The 16,984-nt window shown below is 40.3% G+C and carries 21 protein-coding genes and 1 pseudogene; 14 read left to right on the top strand and 8 right to left on the bottom strand.

Annotated elements, in window-relative coordinates; all coding sequences use genetic code 11:
• Window positions 1-46: 46 nt before the first annotated feature.
• On the bottom strand, window positions 47-868 hold the full coding sequence (locus tag NWF01_11925) for a class I SAM-dependent methyltransferase (protein MCW4025719.1): 822 nt from the start codon (window positions 866-868) through the stop codon (window positions 47-49).
• Window positions 869-1,041: 173 nt separating this feature from the next.
• Between NWF01_11925 and NWF01_11920 the strand changes: the two genes are divergently transcribed.
• Entirely contained in the window at window positions 1,042-1,929 is an 888-nt protein-coding gene (locus NWF01_11920) for a PH domain-containing protein (protein ID MCW4025718.1), read from the top strand.
• A gap of 19 nt (window positions 1,930-1,948) precedes the next feature.
• Here the strand turns inward: NWF01_11920 and NWF01_11915 are convergent, their stop codons facing one another.
• A complete protein-coding gene (locus tag NWF01_11915) occupies window positions 1,949-3,073 on the bottom strand; it encodes a SufD family Fe-S cluster assembly protein (GenBank protein MCW4025717.1) in 1,125 nt (374 codons plus the stop codon).
• Window positions 3,057-3,827, bottom strand: a complete 771-nt coding sequence (sufC, locus tag NWF01_11910; protein MCW4025716.1) for a Fe-S cluster assembly ATPase SufC — start codon at window positions 3,825-3,827, stop codon at window positions 3,057-3,059. The genes NWF01_11915 and sufC overlap by 17 nt, the downstream gene beginning before the upstream one ends.
• Before the next feature lie 157 nt (window positions 3,828-3,984).
• Between sufC and NWF01_11905 the strand changes: the two genes are divergently transcribed.
• The 3 genes from NWF01_11905 to NWF01_11895 all read left to right on the top strand — a co-directional run bounded on the left by NWF01_11905 (window position 3,985) and on the right by NWF01_11895 (window position 5,842).
• Window positions 3,985-4,452 (top strand): flavodoxin family protein, encoded by a 468-nt coding sequence (locus NWF01_11905; protein ID MCW4025715.1) that lies wholly within the window; start codon window positions 3,985-3,987, stop codon window positions 4,450-4,452.
• A 70-nt stretch (window positions 4,453-4,522) separates the two neighbouring features.
• Window positions 4,523-4,981 carry a hypothetical protein gene (locus tag NWF01_11900; GenBank protein MCW4025714.1) on the top strand — a complete coding sequence of 153 codons (459 nt, stop codon included), beginning with the start codon at window positions 4,523-4,525 and terminating at the stop codon, window positions 4,979-4,981.
• 318 nt (window positions 4,982-5,299) lie between these two features.
• Window positions 5,300-5,842, top strand: a complete 543-nt coding sequence (locus tag NWF01_11895; protein MCW4025713.1) for a GNAT family N-acetyltransferase — start codon at window positions 5,300-5,302, stop codon at window positions 5,840-5,842.
• Here NWF01_11895 and NWF01_11890 read toward each other — a convergent pair.
• Complete coding sequence (locus NWF01_11890) at window positions 5,836-6,258, bottom strand: hypothetical protein (protein ID MCW4025712.1); 423 nt, start codon at window positions 6,256-6,258, stop codon at window positions 5,836-5,838. The genes NWF01_11895 and NWF01_11890 overlap by 7 nt on opposite strands.
• 185 nt (window positions 6,259-6,443) lie before the next feature.
• On the opposite strand from NWF01_11890, the gene NWF01_11885 reads away from it, so the two are divergent.
• The 10 genes and pseudogenes from NWF01_11885 to pyrE all read left to right on the top strand — a co-directional run bounded on the left by NWF01_11885 (window position 6,444) and on the right by pyrE (window position 14,580).
• Window positions 6,444-6,722, top strand: coding sequence for a hypothetical protein (locus tag NWF01_11885; GenBank protein MCW4025711.1), 279 nt, complete (start codon window positions 6,444-6,446; stop codon window positions 6,720-6,722).
• A 75-nt stretch (window positions 6,723-6,797) separates the two neighbouring features.
• Window positions 6,798-7,085, top strand: a pseudogene (locus tag NWF01_11880) (carboxypeptidase-like regulatory domain-containing protein).
• A complete protein-coding gene (locus NWF01_11875; GenBank protein MCW4025710.1) occupies window positions 7,083-7,580 on the top strand; it encodes a PKD domain-containing protein in 498 nt (165 codons plus the stop codon). The pseudogene NWF01_11880 and the gene NWF01_11875 overlap by 3 nt, the downstream one beginning before the upstream one ends.
• Window positions 7,581-7,655: 75 nt before the next feature.
• Window positions 7,656-8,378: a hypothetical protein gene (locus tag NWF01_11870; protein MCW4025709.1), complete on the top strand. Its 723-nt coding sequence runs from the start codon at window positions 7,656-7,658 to the stop codon at window positions 8,376-8,378.
• A 20-nt stretch (window positions 8,379-8,398) separates the two neighbouring features.
• Entirely contained in the window at window positions 8,399-9,436 is a 1,038-nt protein-coding gene (locus NWF01_11865) for a polyprenyl synthetase family protein (protein MCW4025708.1), read from the top strand.
• Between the two features lie 405 nt (window positions 9,437-9,841).
• The gene (locus NWF01_11860; GenBank protein MCW4025707.1) at window positions 9,842-10,192 is read left to right on the top strand and encodes a hypothetical protein; all 351 of its coding nucleotides are present in this window, start codon (window positions 9,842-9,844) and stop codon (window positions 10,190-10,192) included.
• On the top strand, window positions 10,193-12,625 hold the full coding sequence (locus NWF01_11855; GenBank protein ID MCW4025706.1) for a PAS domain S-box protein: 2,433 nt from the start codon (window positions 10,193-10,195) through the stop codon (window positions 12,623-12,625). It begins immediately after the preceding gene.
• Window positions 12,618-13,058: a response regulator gene (locus NWF01_11850; GenBank protein ID MCW4025705.1), complete on the top strand. Its 441-nt coding sequence runs from the start codon at window positions 12,618-12,620 to the stop codon at window positions 13,056-13,058. The genes NWF01_11855 and NWF01_11850 overlap by 8 nt, the downstream gene beginning before the upstream one ends.
• Window positions 13,059-13,249: 191 nt before the next feature.
• Window positions 13,250-13,939 (top strand): MBL fold metallo-hydrolase, encoded by a 690-nt coding sequence (locus NWF01_11845; protein MCW4025704.1) that lies wholly within the window; start codon window positions 13,250-13,252, stop codon window positions 13,937-13,939.
• Window positions 13,940-13,941: 2 nt separating this feature from the next.
• The gene (pyrE, locus tag NWF01_11840) at window positions 13,942-14,580 is read left to right on the top strand and encodes an orotate phosphoribosyltransferase (GenBank protein ID MCW4025703.1); all 639 of its coding nucleotides are present in this window, start codon (window positions 13,942-13,944) and stop codon (window positions 14,578-14,580) included.
• Here pyrE and NWF01_11835 read toward each other — a convergent pair.
• The 4 genes from NWF01_11835 to NWF01_11820 all read right to left on the bottom strand — a co-directional run bounded on the left by NWF01_11835 (window position 14,571) and on the right by NWF01_11820 (window position 16,894).
• Window positions 14,571-15,137, bottom strand: coding sequence for a TATA-box-binding protein (locus tag NWF01_11835; GenBank protein MCW4025702.1), 567 nt, complete (start codon window positions 15,135-15,137; stop codon window positions 14,571-14,573). The two genes, pyrE and NWF01_11835, sit on opposite strands and share 10 nt — an antisense overlap.
• Window positions 15,138-15,197: 60 nt before the next feature.
• Window positions 15,198-15,866: a hypothetical protein gene (locus tag NWF01_11830; GenBank protein MCW4025701.1), complete on the bottom strand. Its 669-nt coding sequence runs from the start codon at window positions 15,864-15,866 to the stop codon at window positions 15,198-15,200.
• Window positions 15,867-15,975: 109 nt separating this feature from the next.
• Window positions 15,976-16,146, bottom strand: coding sequence for a chorismate-binding protein (locus NWF01_11825; protein ID MCW4025700.1), 171 nt, complete (start codon window positions 16,144-16,146; stop codon window positions 15,976-15,978).
• Window positions 16,147-16,372: 226 nt separating this feature from the next.
• The gene (locus tag NWF01_11820) at window positions 16,373-16,894 is read right to left on the bottom strand and encodes a hypothetical protein (GenBank protein MCW4025699.1); all 522 of its coding nucleotides are present in this window, start codon (window positions 16,892-16,894) and stop codon (window positions 16,373-16,375) included.
• Between the last annotated feature and the right edge of the window lie 90 nt (window positions 16,895-16,984).

Genomic DNA, 16,984 nt, shown 5'->3' with positions numbered 1-16,984 from the left:
TGCTGTTAAAGTCCGTTTTTTCTTTTTTATTTAAAAAATAGAAGGGTTAACTGGTTATTTTTTCCCAGTAAATTGTGGTTATGGTCGTGTTTATTTGATCCACAACTTTGCCATCTTTGGTTATGTTTGCTAGATACTCTTTGACTTTGTTGATTTCTTGGGGTGATAACTGTTTTGCCATCATGGTTCTGCCAAGATAGTATGAGCATGCATCCTCGTATGACTGATTCATAGGCCAAACTTGATGTTCATACGCAAGTTTAGGCAGATATCCCATGTGAAACAGCATATCCAAAATGTAGACGCGGTTGTCTCCACAATTTCCCCTGTCGCCAGTTAAACCCACGAGATTGTGGACTTCCCTTAAAACAGGCTCAATCATCCTGCTCGGATTAGATATCACACAGAAACGCTTACTGGCATCATTCATTTTCTCAAAAGTGGCAGCATCACAAATCGCTGGGCTTGTGTGCGCAAAAACCAAATCAAACCGCTCTTTGAAACCCTGCTGTTCAAGGTCAACGGTGCTCCAGTCCATACAGGCAAGGTTTACGTTTGCGATTTTTTCTGTTTCCAGTCTTTCTTTTCCGTGTGCTATCATTTCAGGTGAAAAATCGATTCCTGTTGCGGAATGCAGTTTTTGGGCGAGCGCCATTGCGTAGACTCCCACGCCGCATCCAACGTCAAGCACGTCATAGGCTGGGTTTATCATGTTTTCTTGTTGTAGTAGTTGGAGGAATTTTGTGTCTTTAAAAGTGGGCATTATGTTGTAGACGGGGTCTTTGGCTTGTGAGTTCCACATTGTTACTTCGGATTGGATGTTTCTGTTTTGGTTGGTCCATGTTTTTCTGATTTCTTCAACATTCATGATGTATTACCTAAAACATAAAAAGTGTTACTGAGCCCTTATTTGCTTTTTGCAAAACAAACCCAAAACAAAAACACAATTTAGGGTTCAAACAAAAAAATAACCTGCTCATTTTCCCATATTCTGCAACATTAGGCTACATATATTAGTAATGTAGTACGTTTGATTTTCCAATGACCCATCAAAACACCCAAACCTATCTGCCCCACTCTTCAGGCAAAACAAAATATTACGGTTTAATCTTCATCCTCATCATAGCAATCCCAATCGGCGTCCTACTCTACTTAACACTGGAAGGTCCCCTGCTCTTTTCCATCGGTATGTCTTCTGTTCTTTTGGGTGTGCTCGCTGTTTTAGCTTACTTTACCTTTTCCAGTGGCTCGCTCAAATATGACGTAACCCCAAAAGAGTTTCAGATAAATTTTGGTTTACTAAAAAAACGCGTACCCTACCGCCAAATCACGAACGTAGAAAAAATTAATTTACAGTTATCCCTGCGTCTTTTCGGCGCCAGTTTACCTGGATTCCATTGGGGCCTGTTTAGAACCACCATGGGCAATGCTCATGTCTATGCCACAAAAATAAACGGTGAATTTGTATTAATCACATTGGCTAATGGCGAAAAAATAGCTCTCTCCCCCCAAGAACCCGCACAATTTGTTGATGCCCTAAACGGTAAAGGCGTCATGTTTAACAGTCAAAGCACACGGGAAATCTCAGAGCTTAAGCAGTCTCAAAAACGGCTTGCTTACCTGCAAGTTTTAGCTGTGTCACTTGCGTATGTGGCTTTTTTGGGTTATTTCTTTTGGATTTATTTCTCTTTGCCGCAGATTGTGCCTGTTCACTTTGGATTTGACGGCGTTGCTAACCGTTGGGCTGATAAATCCGAATTACTATGGTTAACTGGTGTTGCTGCAATATTTCCTGTTGTCAATGGTATACTTTCTTTGAAGTACGGAAAATACGAGAAGGGCATGCTGTTTCTGTTAGGCGTGATATTTATTGTAATTCTTGCCGTGTTCATCTTTGCCCTAAACAGTATAGTCAGCGCTTCAGCTTAGCATCCGTTTCGTAGCTGTATTAATCAGCCTCTGCAGCTGAATGCACAATCGATTTAATTTCTTCATTTAGCGCGTCAGGCAAGCCCAGTATGCTTACGTCCATGAATCCACGTATAATAAGCGAGACAGCTTCTTCTCGTGAGATTTTGCGTGTCATCAAATAAGTTATTTCTTTTTCGCTGATTTTGCCCACTGCTGCTTCGTGAGTGATTTCTACGCCGTTTTTGGTGGCGATGAGTTCGGGGATGGATTGCATAAAGGATTTATCATCCATGATGAGGCCTTTGCATTCTAAGTGTCCTTTGCAGTTAGGGGTGTGTCCTTCTATTAAGCCGCGGACAATCATTTTGGAGCCTTCACGGGTAATGGCGCGGCTAATCATCTCTGCTTTGCTGTTTTTACCCGTTAAAACAGCCTTGGAGCCCACGTCTAAGACGCTGTTTTTTTGTCCATACAGTATGCTGTTGAAGCTGGCGCGGCTGTTTTCTCCTTTACAGTACGCTACAGGGTACATTTGCATGTCACGTACAGGTCGCATACTGACATAGTTTGAAATATACATGGCATTATCCTCTACCAACGTGCCCGTTCGAGGTCTAACTTTTGTGCCTTCACTCCACTGATGAATCATGGTAAAATTGAGCAGAGCACCTTTTTTCACGTAAATTTCTGAAACACCCAAGTGTGACGCGTCAGGAACACTGCTATGTTGTAGGCAACTGGTGATTATGTGTGCTTTAGAGTTTTCTTCACAAATGATTATGTTGTGCACGCGTTGTTCGAGATGGTTTTTTGTAATCATGAGGCATGATTGAAGTGGGAAAGATATTTCTGCTCCTGGCATGATGCGCATGAAGTAACCGCCGCTGTATTCTTCAGCGACTTTTTTGGTGTACTCGTCCTTATCTTTGTCAACCAGTTTCCACATGTAATCTTTTAGCCAGTCATACTTTTCCAGCGCAGATTTGATGTCCATGAGTTCCAGTTTGCCCTCATAGAGCGCGTTGACTTGTGCAGCTATTGTTTCTTGGTTTAGGTGGAAGTAGGTTGCGGAGCGGTTTTTGTCTTGGGTTTCGATGCCGGTTTTTTGGGCTTCTTCAAGAATTTTGTGGGGTATGCCTGTTAGGTTATTGGGTTTTGCCATTGCTTTTCCATCCTACACTTGTCTTTATCCTGCATGACACGCATTCCTCATACCCTACGCGTTTGATATCTTCGTAAATGCGCAAGGGATTCTTGAAACAGTGGAACCTGCCTGCTAAGAGAATGCAGCCATAAGAGGCTTTAATATACTCTAAAATGTCACCTTTATGAGTAATAATTAACGCTGAACTACCCGTGCTCTCCACGTACTTTTGAATCTCAGTTGCAATCAACCTTAAACTTTCAACATCCACACCTGAGTCAGGTTCATCCAAAAGTAGCAAACGGGGTTTTAGGAAAATCAGCTGCAAAATCTCGGAGCGTTTTCGTTCGCCGCCGCTGAAGCCAACGTTGATGTCGCGGGTTAAGAAGCTGGTTAGGTGGAATGCTTCGATTTGTTGTTTTTCTTCTGGGCTGAAGTCTTCGGTTGAGGGTTTGCCAAGGCAAAGTTTTAGTAAGTCACCAAGTTTTACGCCTGTAACTTCGGGTGGGTTTTGGAAGCTGACTATCATTCCGAGTTTGGCGCGTTCATCTACGCTTTTGTTTGTTACGTCTATGCCTTGAAAAAGTATTTTGCCTGATACTACCTCGTATCCGGGTAGTCCCATAAGAGTGCTGATGAGGGTGGTTTTTCCTGAACCGTTGGGTCCAAATAGGATGTGGCTTGCGCCGTCTTGGAGACTAAACGTCATGTCTTCAAGAATAAGTCTGCCCTCAACTTTAACGGATAAATCCTTAACTTCAAGCACAACCATAAAGCAATCAACCACTACTTTCAACTAAATCAAACATATTTAAACATGCCCAAAACGAGTTGATTTATTTTAGGGACAAAGTTGAATGCAGAAGCAACTTTTTTGAGGCTTGGTAACCTTTTATACTTGCCCTAAACTCTTTTTCTGGCGGCGCTTCATGAATACTTTGATAGTTTACGTTTCCAAGTATTATGGTAACACCCTAAAGATTGCAAAGGCTATTGCATCCGAGTTAAACGCAACTATGGTTGAACCAGCTGAAGCAAAAAAGATGGATTTATCCATGTATGATTTAATCGGGTTGGGTTCAGGGATATATTTTTCCACACATGACCCCGACTTGCTTGCCTTCACTGACGGGTTACCTGACGCAAAAAAGAAAATGTTTATTTTTTCTACACGTGGCAGAAACTCCTTTTTTGAGAAAACATATCATAAAGCGCTAAAAGAAAAGTTAACAGCGAAAGGCTATATTGTGATTGATGAGTTTTCATGTAGAGGTTTTTCTGACTATTACAGAATATTCAAACTGTTTGGCGGAGTTAACAAGGGGCACCCGAATAATCAGGACTTGGATGACGCCAAGAACTTTGTGGCTCAACTTAAACAGAAAATGGCACAGTAGCTTTTAGGCGCTGGTGACCAAAAGAAAGATAGGTAAAAACTCAACATATACAATGAAAGGAAGAGAATGCATGTCAGATTTGGCTAATTGCTGTGAATACTTGACGGTTGAAAAACAGTGCTCTGCTGTGTTGGACAGTGAGAAAGCAAAGGCAAAAAGGCAGGCTGGGTGTCAAAATGACGAAAAGCTATCTTGCTGTTATCTGTGCAGTTTTAAATCAGTCTGTGCTATTAGCTGCAATTTTCTGGGTAAACCCTCTGCTGAAACCGTGACCGTTGAGGCTCCCAAAGCAGAATTGGAAAACTCTTTTGAAGCTGGCACAGACGCCCAGAGTACTTCTGAAGCGGTGCCTGTTGTTTGGTGCTGTGGAACTGAAATGTCTTGGGCTAAAACAAAATTGAGCGTGGACAAGTGGCAAGGTTCACATTCAAGACTTGACAGTGTGTTGCCTGTGATTGTTTATGTGTGTTCACGGTGTGGTAAAGTCGAGTTCAAAGCAACTGAAGTTGACAAAACAGGGTTGGTTTGATCATTTTACACGTGTTTAGCATGCGCACATTTAACTCTTTGTTTGCATAATGAACGGTGGATTTTCCATACATGTGTTTGCCTTCCATGGTTTTAACTTGTAACAGTGTGAATACACCCACATCATTTTTTATGGTTCATCATGCAGTTATTATGTAACGCGCAAATCATTGCGCAAGGGAAAAGCTGAGGTTGGCTTAAGTGCAGGCTTATGATTCCCCCCTCTCTCTGCAAAATTTTTGTTTGCACTTAAGCAAAACCTTAGTCCAAATGCTTTTTTAAGAAAGGAAATAAGTAAGCTCCATCAATTTACATTTTGATGCAGCAAGCAAAAATCTTTGAGCAATTCTGTCTAGGCAACGGGCAAACGGTCATTTTAAGAGCGCCTCAGCATCAAGATTTGGATAGTATTCTCTTTTTTGTAAATTCTTTGGTGGATGAAGGTGCTCAAGTTGCAGTAAACCACAAACTTACTCGAGAAGAAGAAGCTGATTGGCTCTCTGAAACATTTCTGGCTACTGAGCGGGGCACGCTTTTCTTTTTGGTGGCTGAATCTGACGGTAAAATCGTGGCTACAGGCGAAGTTGACACGCAAAAAGACAATATTGGCACCATTGGCATTGCTGTTTTGGCGGATTACAGAAACAAAGGTGTTGGAACCAAAATTATGGAAACACTGACTGGTCAAGCAGTTGCACTTAAACTGGCAGGTTTGGTTTTAAAAGTTTTTGCAACCAACACGCAAGCCATCCATTTTTATGAAAAACTTGGCTTTTCAAAATCGGCTGTAAACCCAAAAAGGCATCTATGGCGCGGCAACTTTGTAGATGAAATTGTGATGACTAAATCATTGACTCAGTAGTAGTTTAATGATTTGAAGCTGACGCCTTTATGTTGTTCACCCTGAAGAATCTGGCGTCTTTCATCTTGATACTTTTTCATTAGTTTTTGCAGGTTTTCGTAATCTTTTTTCTTTTTCAGCCTAAAAACGTTGGTTTCAACTTTAAGGTTTTCTTTAAGCGATTCAAAGGGCGGTTTTTCTACCCAGCTTTTATCCAAGTGAACTAGGGGCACTTCAACTGGTGCATCAAAGGGCAGTTCACTGTTTGTTTGTTCTTCTACAAAGAGTAGTCTTCGGTCGGTTAAAACTAGTACGCCTTGGTGTTGTTCTTTGACTTTCCATTTTCCGTTGTCTTTGGCTTTTTCGTCTTTTATTTTTTCAAGGATTTCTCTGGTGCCTTCCCATTTTTCAACGATTTTTTCGTCTTCTTCAAGCATTATGGAGTCAATCCAATCCGTCTGAATCTACTCTGCCCTCCTTGTTAGTTTGTTTTAAATTTAGGATGGTTTTGCTATATAATTATTGAGGCTTTTAAATAATTCAGTTTTCAGTTGTCAAATCAGGGAACTAAGTATAAATAGCACTAAAGTAAGCATTAACTTAGAAAGGAGTCAGAAAGGACATGGCATCTACAACAAAGTTTGCCCTATTATTTGCAGCGATAACTTCGCTTTTAATTGTAGCTATAATTGGTGTTAACTTGATTCAACCTGCACAATATATCAGCGGCACACAGCAAACATCATTTAATACTGACCCATCCATGAGCAACGGCACAATCTTGACCGTTATGGATGGACCTGAATTGCAACTTCCCGAATACGGTCCAATAGGAAGCTTAGCAGGAATCATAGCGTGTTTAGCTGCAGTTTTCGTGGTGTACCAGAAAAAGAAGAAATAAGTAGCAAACTACATCTCTGCTTCCTACGTTATCTTACAAAAGCCTTTAAAGTACATCTAAATAAAGGATAATAAAATGGGCTATCACAAAAGTGCCAAGTTTTCTTTTTTATTATTACTTATTTTAGCCTTCACTGTTTTTAGCCTATCAAGCCAGCAGGTTTCCGCCGCCAACTATGACCTTTCCGTCACAGTATATGACCCAAATCAGCAGCCAATATCAGGTGCGGTAGTGACTATTTCAGGTGCTGTGTCACAGACTGGAGTGACAGATAATACAGGCACGGCTTACTTTATTGGTCTTCCTTCTGGAAACTACATGATTAGTGCAAGTGCCCCTGAGTATCCCTCTAAGGCTCCCCTGCCGCTTCAACTAGACGGCAATAAGTATGTTGGAATCACGTTTGGTTACACTAAAGCGTATTTCACAGTAACGCCTGAGCATCCTCCAGTGAACGGGGAGGTTTTTTTTAACGGCACGGCAAGCTATAGTTCAGGAAGCATTGTCAGTTATGAATGGAACTTTGGGGATGGCACCACCGGAACTGGTCCTACTGTATATCACACTTACACTGCCGCTGGGAACTATATTGTTATTCTCACAGTCACCAGCACAGTTGGTACAGCAACCTACAACCAACTGATACCTGTTGGCGTGAACTGGTACGAAGATGTAATTCCTGAAATTGTGGTTACAATTTTGCTGTTTTTTGTTTTACCGCTCTTTCTGCTTTTCCTGTGGAACCGCAGGCAACCCCCATACATAATTATACAGTCTACACGACCTGAGTGTGTCCTTTGTCATGGTCGTCTTGAAGGTGACTGTGATGGTACACAATGCAAAATGACGCCATGTTAAAGAAACTGGGTACATGTTGCAAGTAGCCGTTCAAGCCATAAATGTTATATATGTATGTTGACGTTAGCTGTTTTTATGTCAAACAATAATGCAAATGCTCCCTCAGAAAAAAATGAGGAAAAACTTACCGTTGCAAAACAGAAAGAACGCCTTCACCTTTTGATGGCAGCGCAGGACTTTTCAGGCACAACTTCCAAAATTGTTTCTCAAGCAGCAAACATTTTGGAGACAGAAATCGCCGCTGGTATTCAAGCTTTTAAAAAGACCGAAAAACAGGTTCTTAACTCTGAAAAATTCAGGTATGAAAAACCTGATGAAGTCATGCAAAGATTCCGACGCGATGCCCACGAAGTGGTGGATATATTCATTGATATAGTGGGTGTCAGCTTAAAGAACATGGAAAAAGTAACCAACACGATGGTTATTAAAAGCCCCCTGAAAACGGGTAAACCTGAAAAAGCTCCAGTTGTAAAGCAACCGACAATCACGGTGCCTAACGCTTTGAAAGCTGGAGAAACCTCAGAGATTCCTATCTCTCTTGAAAACAGTAGCGATGTCCAAACTGACGAGTTCAATCTTTACAGCACTGATTTGATTAGTGATTCTGGTGACCGCATATCTGCTGACGCATTAAAATTCATGCCGCCAACAGTCAAGATTGAACCTCACAAGTCTGAGAAAATTATGGTTATGGTTACTGTTCCAAGCGATGCGCATCCAGGTGTTTACTGTGGTTTAGTGCTTGCAGCAAACATGAATCAGCTTCGCTCAGAAATAGTAATCAACGTTGAAGAGTAAAAATAAGAACTGTGCAGGGTATGGCTAACGCAAAATTCGAGTTTATAGAGTCGATGCTGAAAAAATATCGTGACATAACAAGCGAAGCCATGGAACCCTTCTTTGTGATTAAAGAACCCAAACGGTACCTCTACGACCTTTTACCCCAGTACCCTAAAAGAGGCGGCAAAGGACTGCGGCCTGGTCTTTGCATAGCAACCTGCAGGGTTTTCGGAGGTAGCACAAACAGCGCAATTCGTTCTGCTGCTTCTTTAGAATTTTTTCACAACATGTTTCTTATTCATGATGACATTGAGGACTACAGCGAGTTTAGACGTGGAAAACCCACATTGCATCGACGGTATGGGACTCCTTTGGCAATAAACGCTGGAGATGCCATGAACTGTTTAGCCTCTGCACCTTTAATTGAGAATACTGATATTTTGGGTCCGCAACTGTCTTCTGAGGTTTTCTATGAAATCTCTCACATGGTCCGAGAAACCGTTGAGGGTCAAGCAATTGAGCTTGGCTGGATGCATGACAACAAAATCACACTAACCGACAAAGATTACCTGCGTATGACTCTAAAGAAGACCTGCTGGTACACCTACATTCACCCATGCAGAATCGGCGCCCTAATCGGGCGTGGTGGAACAGAAAACCTTGACGTTTTTAACAAGTTTGGCTACTATATGGGTGCTGCTTTCCAAATTCAAGATGACGTTTTAAACCTGATTGGTGAAAAAAGAAAGTATGGCAAGGAAATCGGTGGTGACATTTGGGAAGGTAAACGCACTTTGGTGCTGATTCACCTGCTTAACCATTGCACCAGTTCTGAGCGGGAGAAGATTCGGATTTTTCTTGCTAAGCCCCGTGATAAGCGTTTGCGTGGGGAAGTTAACTGGATTTTTAATTTGATGATGCGGTACGGCAGCATAAAGCACGCTATTGTAAGTGCGCGTCATCTTGCTAATGAAGCCTTAAAAGAATTTGACATAGCCTACAAAGACGCTGTGGACAGTGAAGATAAACGTTTCATAAAAGGCATTGTTCATTACATGATTGAACGAGAACTATAATTTTTAATTGTAACTGTGCTTATACAATCACATAATTCTATAAACTAAAAAAACAAAAATTAACAAGGAATAACCCGTTTCTAGGAAATCCAAATGAAAGACCCACTTAACAAAAAATGCCCCTACAGGCATGTGTGCACCTATTTTTCAAACAAAAATTTTACTTGTGTCCATGGGGGAGGTGAATACTGCGGAGAATACAGGTCTTTGAGTATGGAAAAAACTGAAATCGTTATTACCTAATTCTTTTTTTGTTTTTTTAAAAAATCTTCTTTATCAATAATTCATTTCTCTTATAAGGCAGACTATCTTTTTATGTCTTGAAAGGGTCAGGCAAGTTGTCCTCTCTCCCACAAGCAATATAGCCATTAACACCTTTCAAAGTTTACCTACCGAGTGGTAAAATTGCATAAACAACACAAAAAAAGCTTCAATGAAATACTGCTAAGCTCGATTGATGAAGCACTTGCCGCGTTAGGTGAAGATATCAAAACCTCCATTTACTTTCATCTGGAAGACACATACCACATAAAAAAAGAGCAAATCCCTGACAATCTTGAACAGTTATCTGATGCTTTGGAAAAAATTTTTGGAATAGGTGCTCGATATCTTGAGATTTTATTCATGAAGCAGCTTTACTTTAAACTTGAAGAAAATTTTAACCTGCCAAAAACTGAACTTTTTGATTCTGAACTAAAATTTGTTGAGTACGTTCACTTACTGAAAGCTAAATATGAACAAGTTTTGGTGGCTTAATTGAAAAAACAAAATAACCTGTCTCTTTTTCAAGGTGAAGCGTTATCTACCTTAACTTTAGATGACGCTGTTTCTCAGAGTTTGGCGCAAACAAAAGAAATTCTTGAGGCAATAACAAACAATACAGGTGTAGGCGTAGCTATAATTGGGTTAGATTATCGTGTTTTATGGTTAAATAAGGCTTTTAGAGATATTTTTGGAGATGTTCAATATGAAAAATGTTACAAAGCTTTCCACAACCGTGGTTCGCTTTGTGATGCTTGTTCTGTGAGACAAGTGTTTGAAGGCAAACCCCTAGTTATCAATGTAGCTAAACGCCGCTCTTTCAAGGGTAATGAAGAATGGATTGAGAAAACCGCTGTTCCATTAAAAAATGCGGATGGAAAAATTATCGCCGCACTAGAATTGGGTCTAAATATAACCGAACAAAAAATAATTGAAAATAAGCTTATAGAAGCTGAAAAACGGTATCACGCATTGTTTGAACAGGCTCCCCTGGGAATTGTAGTTGCTGACCCGGAATCGTTAACTCCTGTTGAGTTTAACAAGTTTGCCAGTAAACAGTTAGAATACTCAAAAGAGGAATTTAATAATGTCAGCATAAAAGATTTTGAGGCAATTGAAACACCTGAACAAATAACAGCTAGGATAAAAAATGTTCTTCAAACAGGAAAAACCGAGTTCATCACACAACATAAAACCAAAACTGGCAAAATCCGCGATGTAATGGTTGCAGTTCAAACCATAGACTTGTCAAACAAGAAATTTTTGTTAAGCACATACAACGACATAACTAAGTTAAAAATGGCTGAACGGGCGTTAATTGAAAGTGAGACACGTTTTAAGGATATTGTAAGTAACTTAGGAGAGTGGATTTGGGAAGTTGACAATCAGGGTCGCTTCACTTACTCTAACGGTGCAGTTAACGAAATTTTAGGGTACAGTCCGCAACAAATGTTAGGTAGACACTTCTATGAGTTATCTTTCGCTGAAAAAGAAGAAAAAACGAAACAGAAAGCCCTCAAAGTTTTCCAGGAGAACAAGCGTTTCAGCAAGTTCATCGGCAAACTGTACCATAAGGACGGTTATACAAAAGTTGTGGAAGTCAGTGGAATACCAATTTTTAACGTTGACGGTTCTTTGAGGGGGTACCGGGGGGCTGTCCGTGATGTTACCGAAGATAAATTCATGGAAGATTACTTTTCGGCTTTAAATCATTACGGTGGTTTACTGGGTTCAGCAAAAAGTTGTGATGAAATTCATGATTTAACTTTAGAGGCTATGTCGCAGCTTTTAGGGCTGGAAAACGCGACAATCTTTGTTGTGAACAAAAATGAGCTTCAATGCGTAAAACAAAGAGGTTACAGTAAGCCTTTCTGTACAACACTACGATTGGATGAACATAAAGATTGTATTATTGTAAAAGCGGTAAACAGTAAATCTTCTGTCATAATTTCTGACGTTTACAGCAAGAAAACTTTTAGATTTCAAGAAAACATAAAATCTCAGTTAGCCGTACCATTGCTTATTGATGCAGAAGTTGTTGGAGTACTGCATGCTGAGGACAAAAAAATCAACGCCTTTGACCAAGTGGATGAAATGCTGCTTGAAGTTTTAGCTAAGCATGTTGCCGCAGCTATAAGTAATGTCAAAAAAATTGAAGAAATTCAAAGTTACTCTCAGCATCTGGAAAAGATGGTCGAGGAAAGAACAAAGCAGTTAAAGGATACTCAAACTCAACTTCTCAAAGCAGAACGTCTTGCCGCCATCGGTGAACTGTCTGGCATGGTTGGTCATGACCTGCGTAACCCCTTAACAGGCATAAAAAATGCTACTTTTTTCCTTAAAAAGAAGCAGAGCCCACAAGCAAGCCAATCAGAAAAGCAAATGCTTGAGCTTATTGATAAAGCTGTGAATCATGCAAACAAAATCATCAATGACCTTTTAGAGTACTCAAGAGAGATTCGGCTGGACTATTCAGAAAGTTCACCTAAATTGATTCTTAACGACAGCTTAATCATGATGCAAATCCCCAATAATGTTAAATTTATAAATAAAATGCGGAAAAACCCCAAAGTAACTGTTGACCAAGATAAAATAAAGCGAGTTTTTATTAATCTTATAAAAAATGCTTTTGATGCAATGCCAAATGGTGGTATGCTTGAGGTCAGAAGTGAAGGCCGAGAGGATGAAGTGGACTTTATTTTTTCGGATACAGGTATTGGCATGTCTGATGAGGTGCTAAGTAAAATCTTCACTCCCCTGTTTACTACAAAGGCTAAAGGTATGGGTTTTGGCTTAGCAATATGTAAAAGAATCGTGGATGCCCATGGCGGACGAATAAGCATTAAAAGTGCAGTTGGGCAAGGAACAACTTTCACAGTAACATTACCCATTAAACCGTTGGTTGGAGGTGAAAAAAATATTGATTAGACCACGCATTCTTGTTATCGACGATGAAGAAACCATCCGAAAAACGCTGTCATCTATCTTACTTGATGAAGGTTATATTGTTGACACAGCAGTGAATGGTGCTGAAGCATTAGCAAAATCCAACGAAATCAGCTATAATCTTGCTTTAATTGACATTCGGCTTCCAGACATGGAAGGAACCCAGCTTTTATCACAACTTAAAGCTGCAGTGCCTAAAACCCGAAAAGTCATTTTGACAGGGCATCCATCAATGTCCAATGCAATTGAAGCAGTGAACTTAAATGCTGATGCGTACCTGCTAAAGCCAGTAAATGTGGATGACCTGTTAAGTGTAATAGCCCAGCAGTTGAGCCTTCAGGAAAAGGAGAAGAAAGACAGTGAAGTGAAAATAACTGAATTTATTGAAACCAGGCTCAGCAAAATAAAAAAGTAAAATTATTAAAAGTGCTTACGGCTAAACGTTAGCTTTGTTGAGGGTGTACTATGGGAAATGTTAAAGAAAATTATCGTTTTCCTTAGCTAAATGACTGCTTATGTGAGGAATCTATCAGAAAGCAACAGATGTTTGGTTTGCTTGTAAGTTTAAATTGTTTGGGGAAACTATTATTTTGGAGGAAACTAAACTTGTCTGTTCAGAAAATCCCAGAGAAAGGCTCTATACTCTTTGTATGGTTCAACGAGTACTCAGGTGTGCTGCTTAAGACTCCCACAAAAACTATTGCCATTGATCCTGTGGACATCAAACCTAAAAGCCTTCAAAACGCAGACGCCGTACTAATCACACATGAACACTACGACCACTTCGACCCAAGACTCATCGAGGAAATCTACAAGGCAAGCAACTGCCAAGTAATCGCGGATTTAGCATCCTATAAAAGACTCCAGCACCTTATCCCTCAAGAGAAGCTTCAAGCAGTTAGCGTGGGCGAAGAAATAAAACTAGGCGAAGTCTCAATAAAAGCCGAGAAATGTGAGCATAAAGCATCCTCACCAGTAACCTACATTATAACCAGTGAAGACGGCGTAAAAGTATATCACACCGCAGACAGCCTGCCCTTCCCAGAACTAGCACTTATTGGTCAAAAAGAAAACTTTGATGTGGTCTTTTGCACCGTGGGTATTGCGCCATCATGTTCGCCAGAGAGTGGTTTTGAGATTGCACAGCTTACAAAACCTCAAGTTGCTATCCCCTATCACACCAGCACCTCGGAAAGCCAAAGCGCTTTTCAAAAACTGGTCCGAAAAGAGTTGCCTAAAACCGCTTGTTTGATTGCTGAACAAAACAAGATCTATCAGGTCTCAAGGAAGCAGTAATTATGGAAAAACAGGTTTTTGAAGAAAAGAAAAACAAAATCTCCAACATTCTTTTTAGACTTGACGCCTTAAAATTCGGCGTTTTTAAACTCTCCAGCGGCAAACCAAGCCCCTACTACATTGACCTGCGGGTTATCCCCAGTTTTCCTGATGCATACAGGGAAATCTGTGACTTTTACACTGAATCAATCTCCAATCAAATTGGTCTTAAAAATTTTGAACGTATTGCAGGTGTTCCACTGGCAGGTATGCCTTTTGCCTCCCAAATTGCTTATAACCTAAAAAAACCCTTTTTGTATGTTCCTAAAGGAATCAAACTACATGGTAGAGAACGCCGCGTTGAAGGCGTGTTAATTTCTGGTGACAGAGTTCTGTTGATTGATGATTTGGTGACTACTGGTTTAACGCTTACAAAAGCTGCAGATGCAATCCGGGCTGAAGGCGGAGTAGTTACGGATGCGGTTGCTTTTATGGACCGTGAAGAAGGTGGAAGAGAAAAACTCAAAGCAGCAGGCATTGAACTTCATGCATTGCTGAAAATTGATGAGATAGCAAATACGCTCTATGAAATGGGCGCGATAGATAAGGAAAACCATAAAACTATTCTTAAGCAGGTTAAGAAACCCAAAGTTTACTCGTAAAATATTAGTTCTGTTTCTTCAAGCAGTTCATGCAGCTTGTTTACTGCAGTGTATACGTCTTGTTCTTTTTTGGCGCCTGTGCAAACCAGTTTTCCACTAGCAAACAACAAGATTACCACTTTGGGATCATCCATGCGGTAAATTAAGCCTGGAAACTGCTCGGGTTCATACATTGTTTTTCCAAGAGCATATGCGGCTTTTTCAAGGTCAATTATTCCGCCAAGCACTCCTGAAGCCACGATGTTTTGGATTTTTAGTTCAGGTTTGCTGATGATGATTATGCCGCTTTTCTTGAGTTCTTTTATAACCTTCATTACTGCGCGGCGGGCTTCTTTTTCGGATTTGGCGCCTGTGCACACCATTTTTCCAGAATTAAAAATTAAAGTCGCAGTTTTGGGGCGTTTAAGCCTGAAAACTAAGCCTGGGACTTGTTCAGGGCGGTATTCTACGCTGGGATATCCTTTTACTACAGCGTTTAGGTCAACTTTTTGGTTTAGAGTTGCAGAGGCAACCACATTTTCAATGCTCAGTGTTGCTTTTACTTTAGTAACGGACACCCTTATCCCCACAACTCCCTGTTGATATGGATTTATGAATAGCTGACTTTATAAATACACCTATGTTTGAACACCCACGTTTTGTTGTTGTTCAGCTATTCGCTTCCCTTTCTTTGCCAAAGGCAAAATAAACTCTATAACTATAAGCAGAATAATCAAGCCTATGACGATGGGGCGTCCCCACGGGTTTCTCTCAGGATCCATAAACAGCGTTATGTGCCCAAACCATGGAATTCTACCAACAACTTTTCCGACTACAAGGTCTTCACTGACGCCGTCTGGACCAACAAACTGGTCATATTCTGAGGAGTTAGGTATGTTTGGGTAAAGGGTTGGTCCATTTCCGTCTCCTTTAGTGTAAAAGTATATCTTGCCATCGATTGTATGCTCTCCTACTATTCGATGAACAATCAATCTATCATGGGCGATGTCACGGTAGACTATAATGTCGCTGTTTGGGTAGTCGGTCTTGTAGTCTTCAGTTTTTAATCCTTGAATTATCAGTATGTCACCGACATGCAAGGTCATGTCAAAGGGGTGACTCCATCCGTCACAGTTGCCGCCGTATTCTATGCACATGCTACCGCTCTCAACTGTAACTATTGGATTGGTCGTGTTGAGAAACAATTGTGAACCGTAAAAAAAGCCAACCACGAAAATTATCATGATGACAATAATCAGAACAGTTGTGAAATATTCGTTTTTGAATAATTTTTTTATGGTCAGCACTGTTTTGCCTCAATTAGCTGGCATGTGTTCCTTGATTAGGTGTTCTTGGTTTTAAAACTTGTCGCTAAGTTATGAAAAAATAAAAAGGAAGATTGTTGGTGATTACGATTTAAATTTTCTTTTTGCTGAGAACTTCTCGGAATACGTTGCCGCATTTTGGGCATTCGTATAAGCCGATTTCTAGTTGCATGCGTTTTCCTTGTTTGTCTGGTCGGCCTGCCATTTTCCATGTTTTCTTTGCTTTTGCAACGTCTGTTGAGCATTTTGGACATTTCGCCATAAGTTTTTCCTCCATGTTACGTTATTACTGATTGGATAAAAGACTTTCCATAATGTTAAGGTACATATTTTCTGTTTCTTCATGGATTTTAAACATTTTTTTGTTTAAGTTAAGAAACACTTTTTTTTCAAACCAATATTAAACACGTCAATAAACCACTACGGCAAGCACAAAATTATACAATAACACAGAAAGCCTGACTCTAAGCCTCAAGAACTTAAAACCTTCAATTACCCGTCTTTTTTCGGTATATCAGAAGGCTTACAGCAGCTAGGATAACCACTACAATAACTGCTCCTATAAATATCGCCGCTGAAGTGAAGGCTTGCGGTTGTTGTGTTGGCTTCTCTGTCGGTGTTAAGTCAACAAAAAAACTGGCGTTTATAGAGGTTAAGTTCTCGTAAACACGCGGTGCAGGAACAATAAACCAACTGCTTGCTGCTGTACCGTTGATTGTTATGGTGTGTTCTCCTTGAGTTAAATTTTTCAAAATAATTTCTCCACCCGCAACTGTTGGTTTGTTCTGCCAGTCTCCGCTGTCTTTTTCAGTTAAGCTTATTCGGTCATATAGTTGTCCGTCTAAATAGCAGACAGGTCGAATATAGGGATCGGCGTTTAATGTAGCTGGGTAGGTCACGTTTATTTTAACTATAATGCTGTCGCCATAGTAGGTTGCTTCCTCAATTGGAGACTCAACATTAACTGTGAAGTACTCAGCAGCAACACTGTTCAATAAAACTGGCGACAAAACCAAGAACACACAAATTAAGAGGGCAAATTTTAGCTTAAACAGACTCGCCTTCTTTCTTTGACGTTATCATGATTGTTTGTTTTTAAA

The organism is Candidatus Bathyarchaeota archaeon, assembly GCA_026014585.1.
Classification (GTDB): Archaea; Thermoproteota; Bathyarchaeia; order Bathyarchaeales; family Bathycorpusculaceae; genus Bathycorpusculum.
Note: the sequence above shows the minus strand (reverse complement) of the source record. Positions and strands in the feature narration are given on the sequence as shown.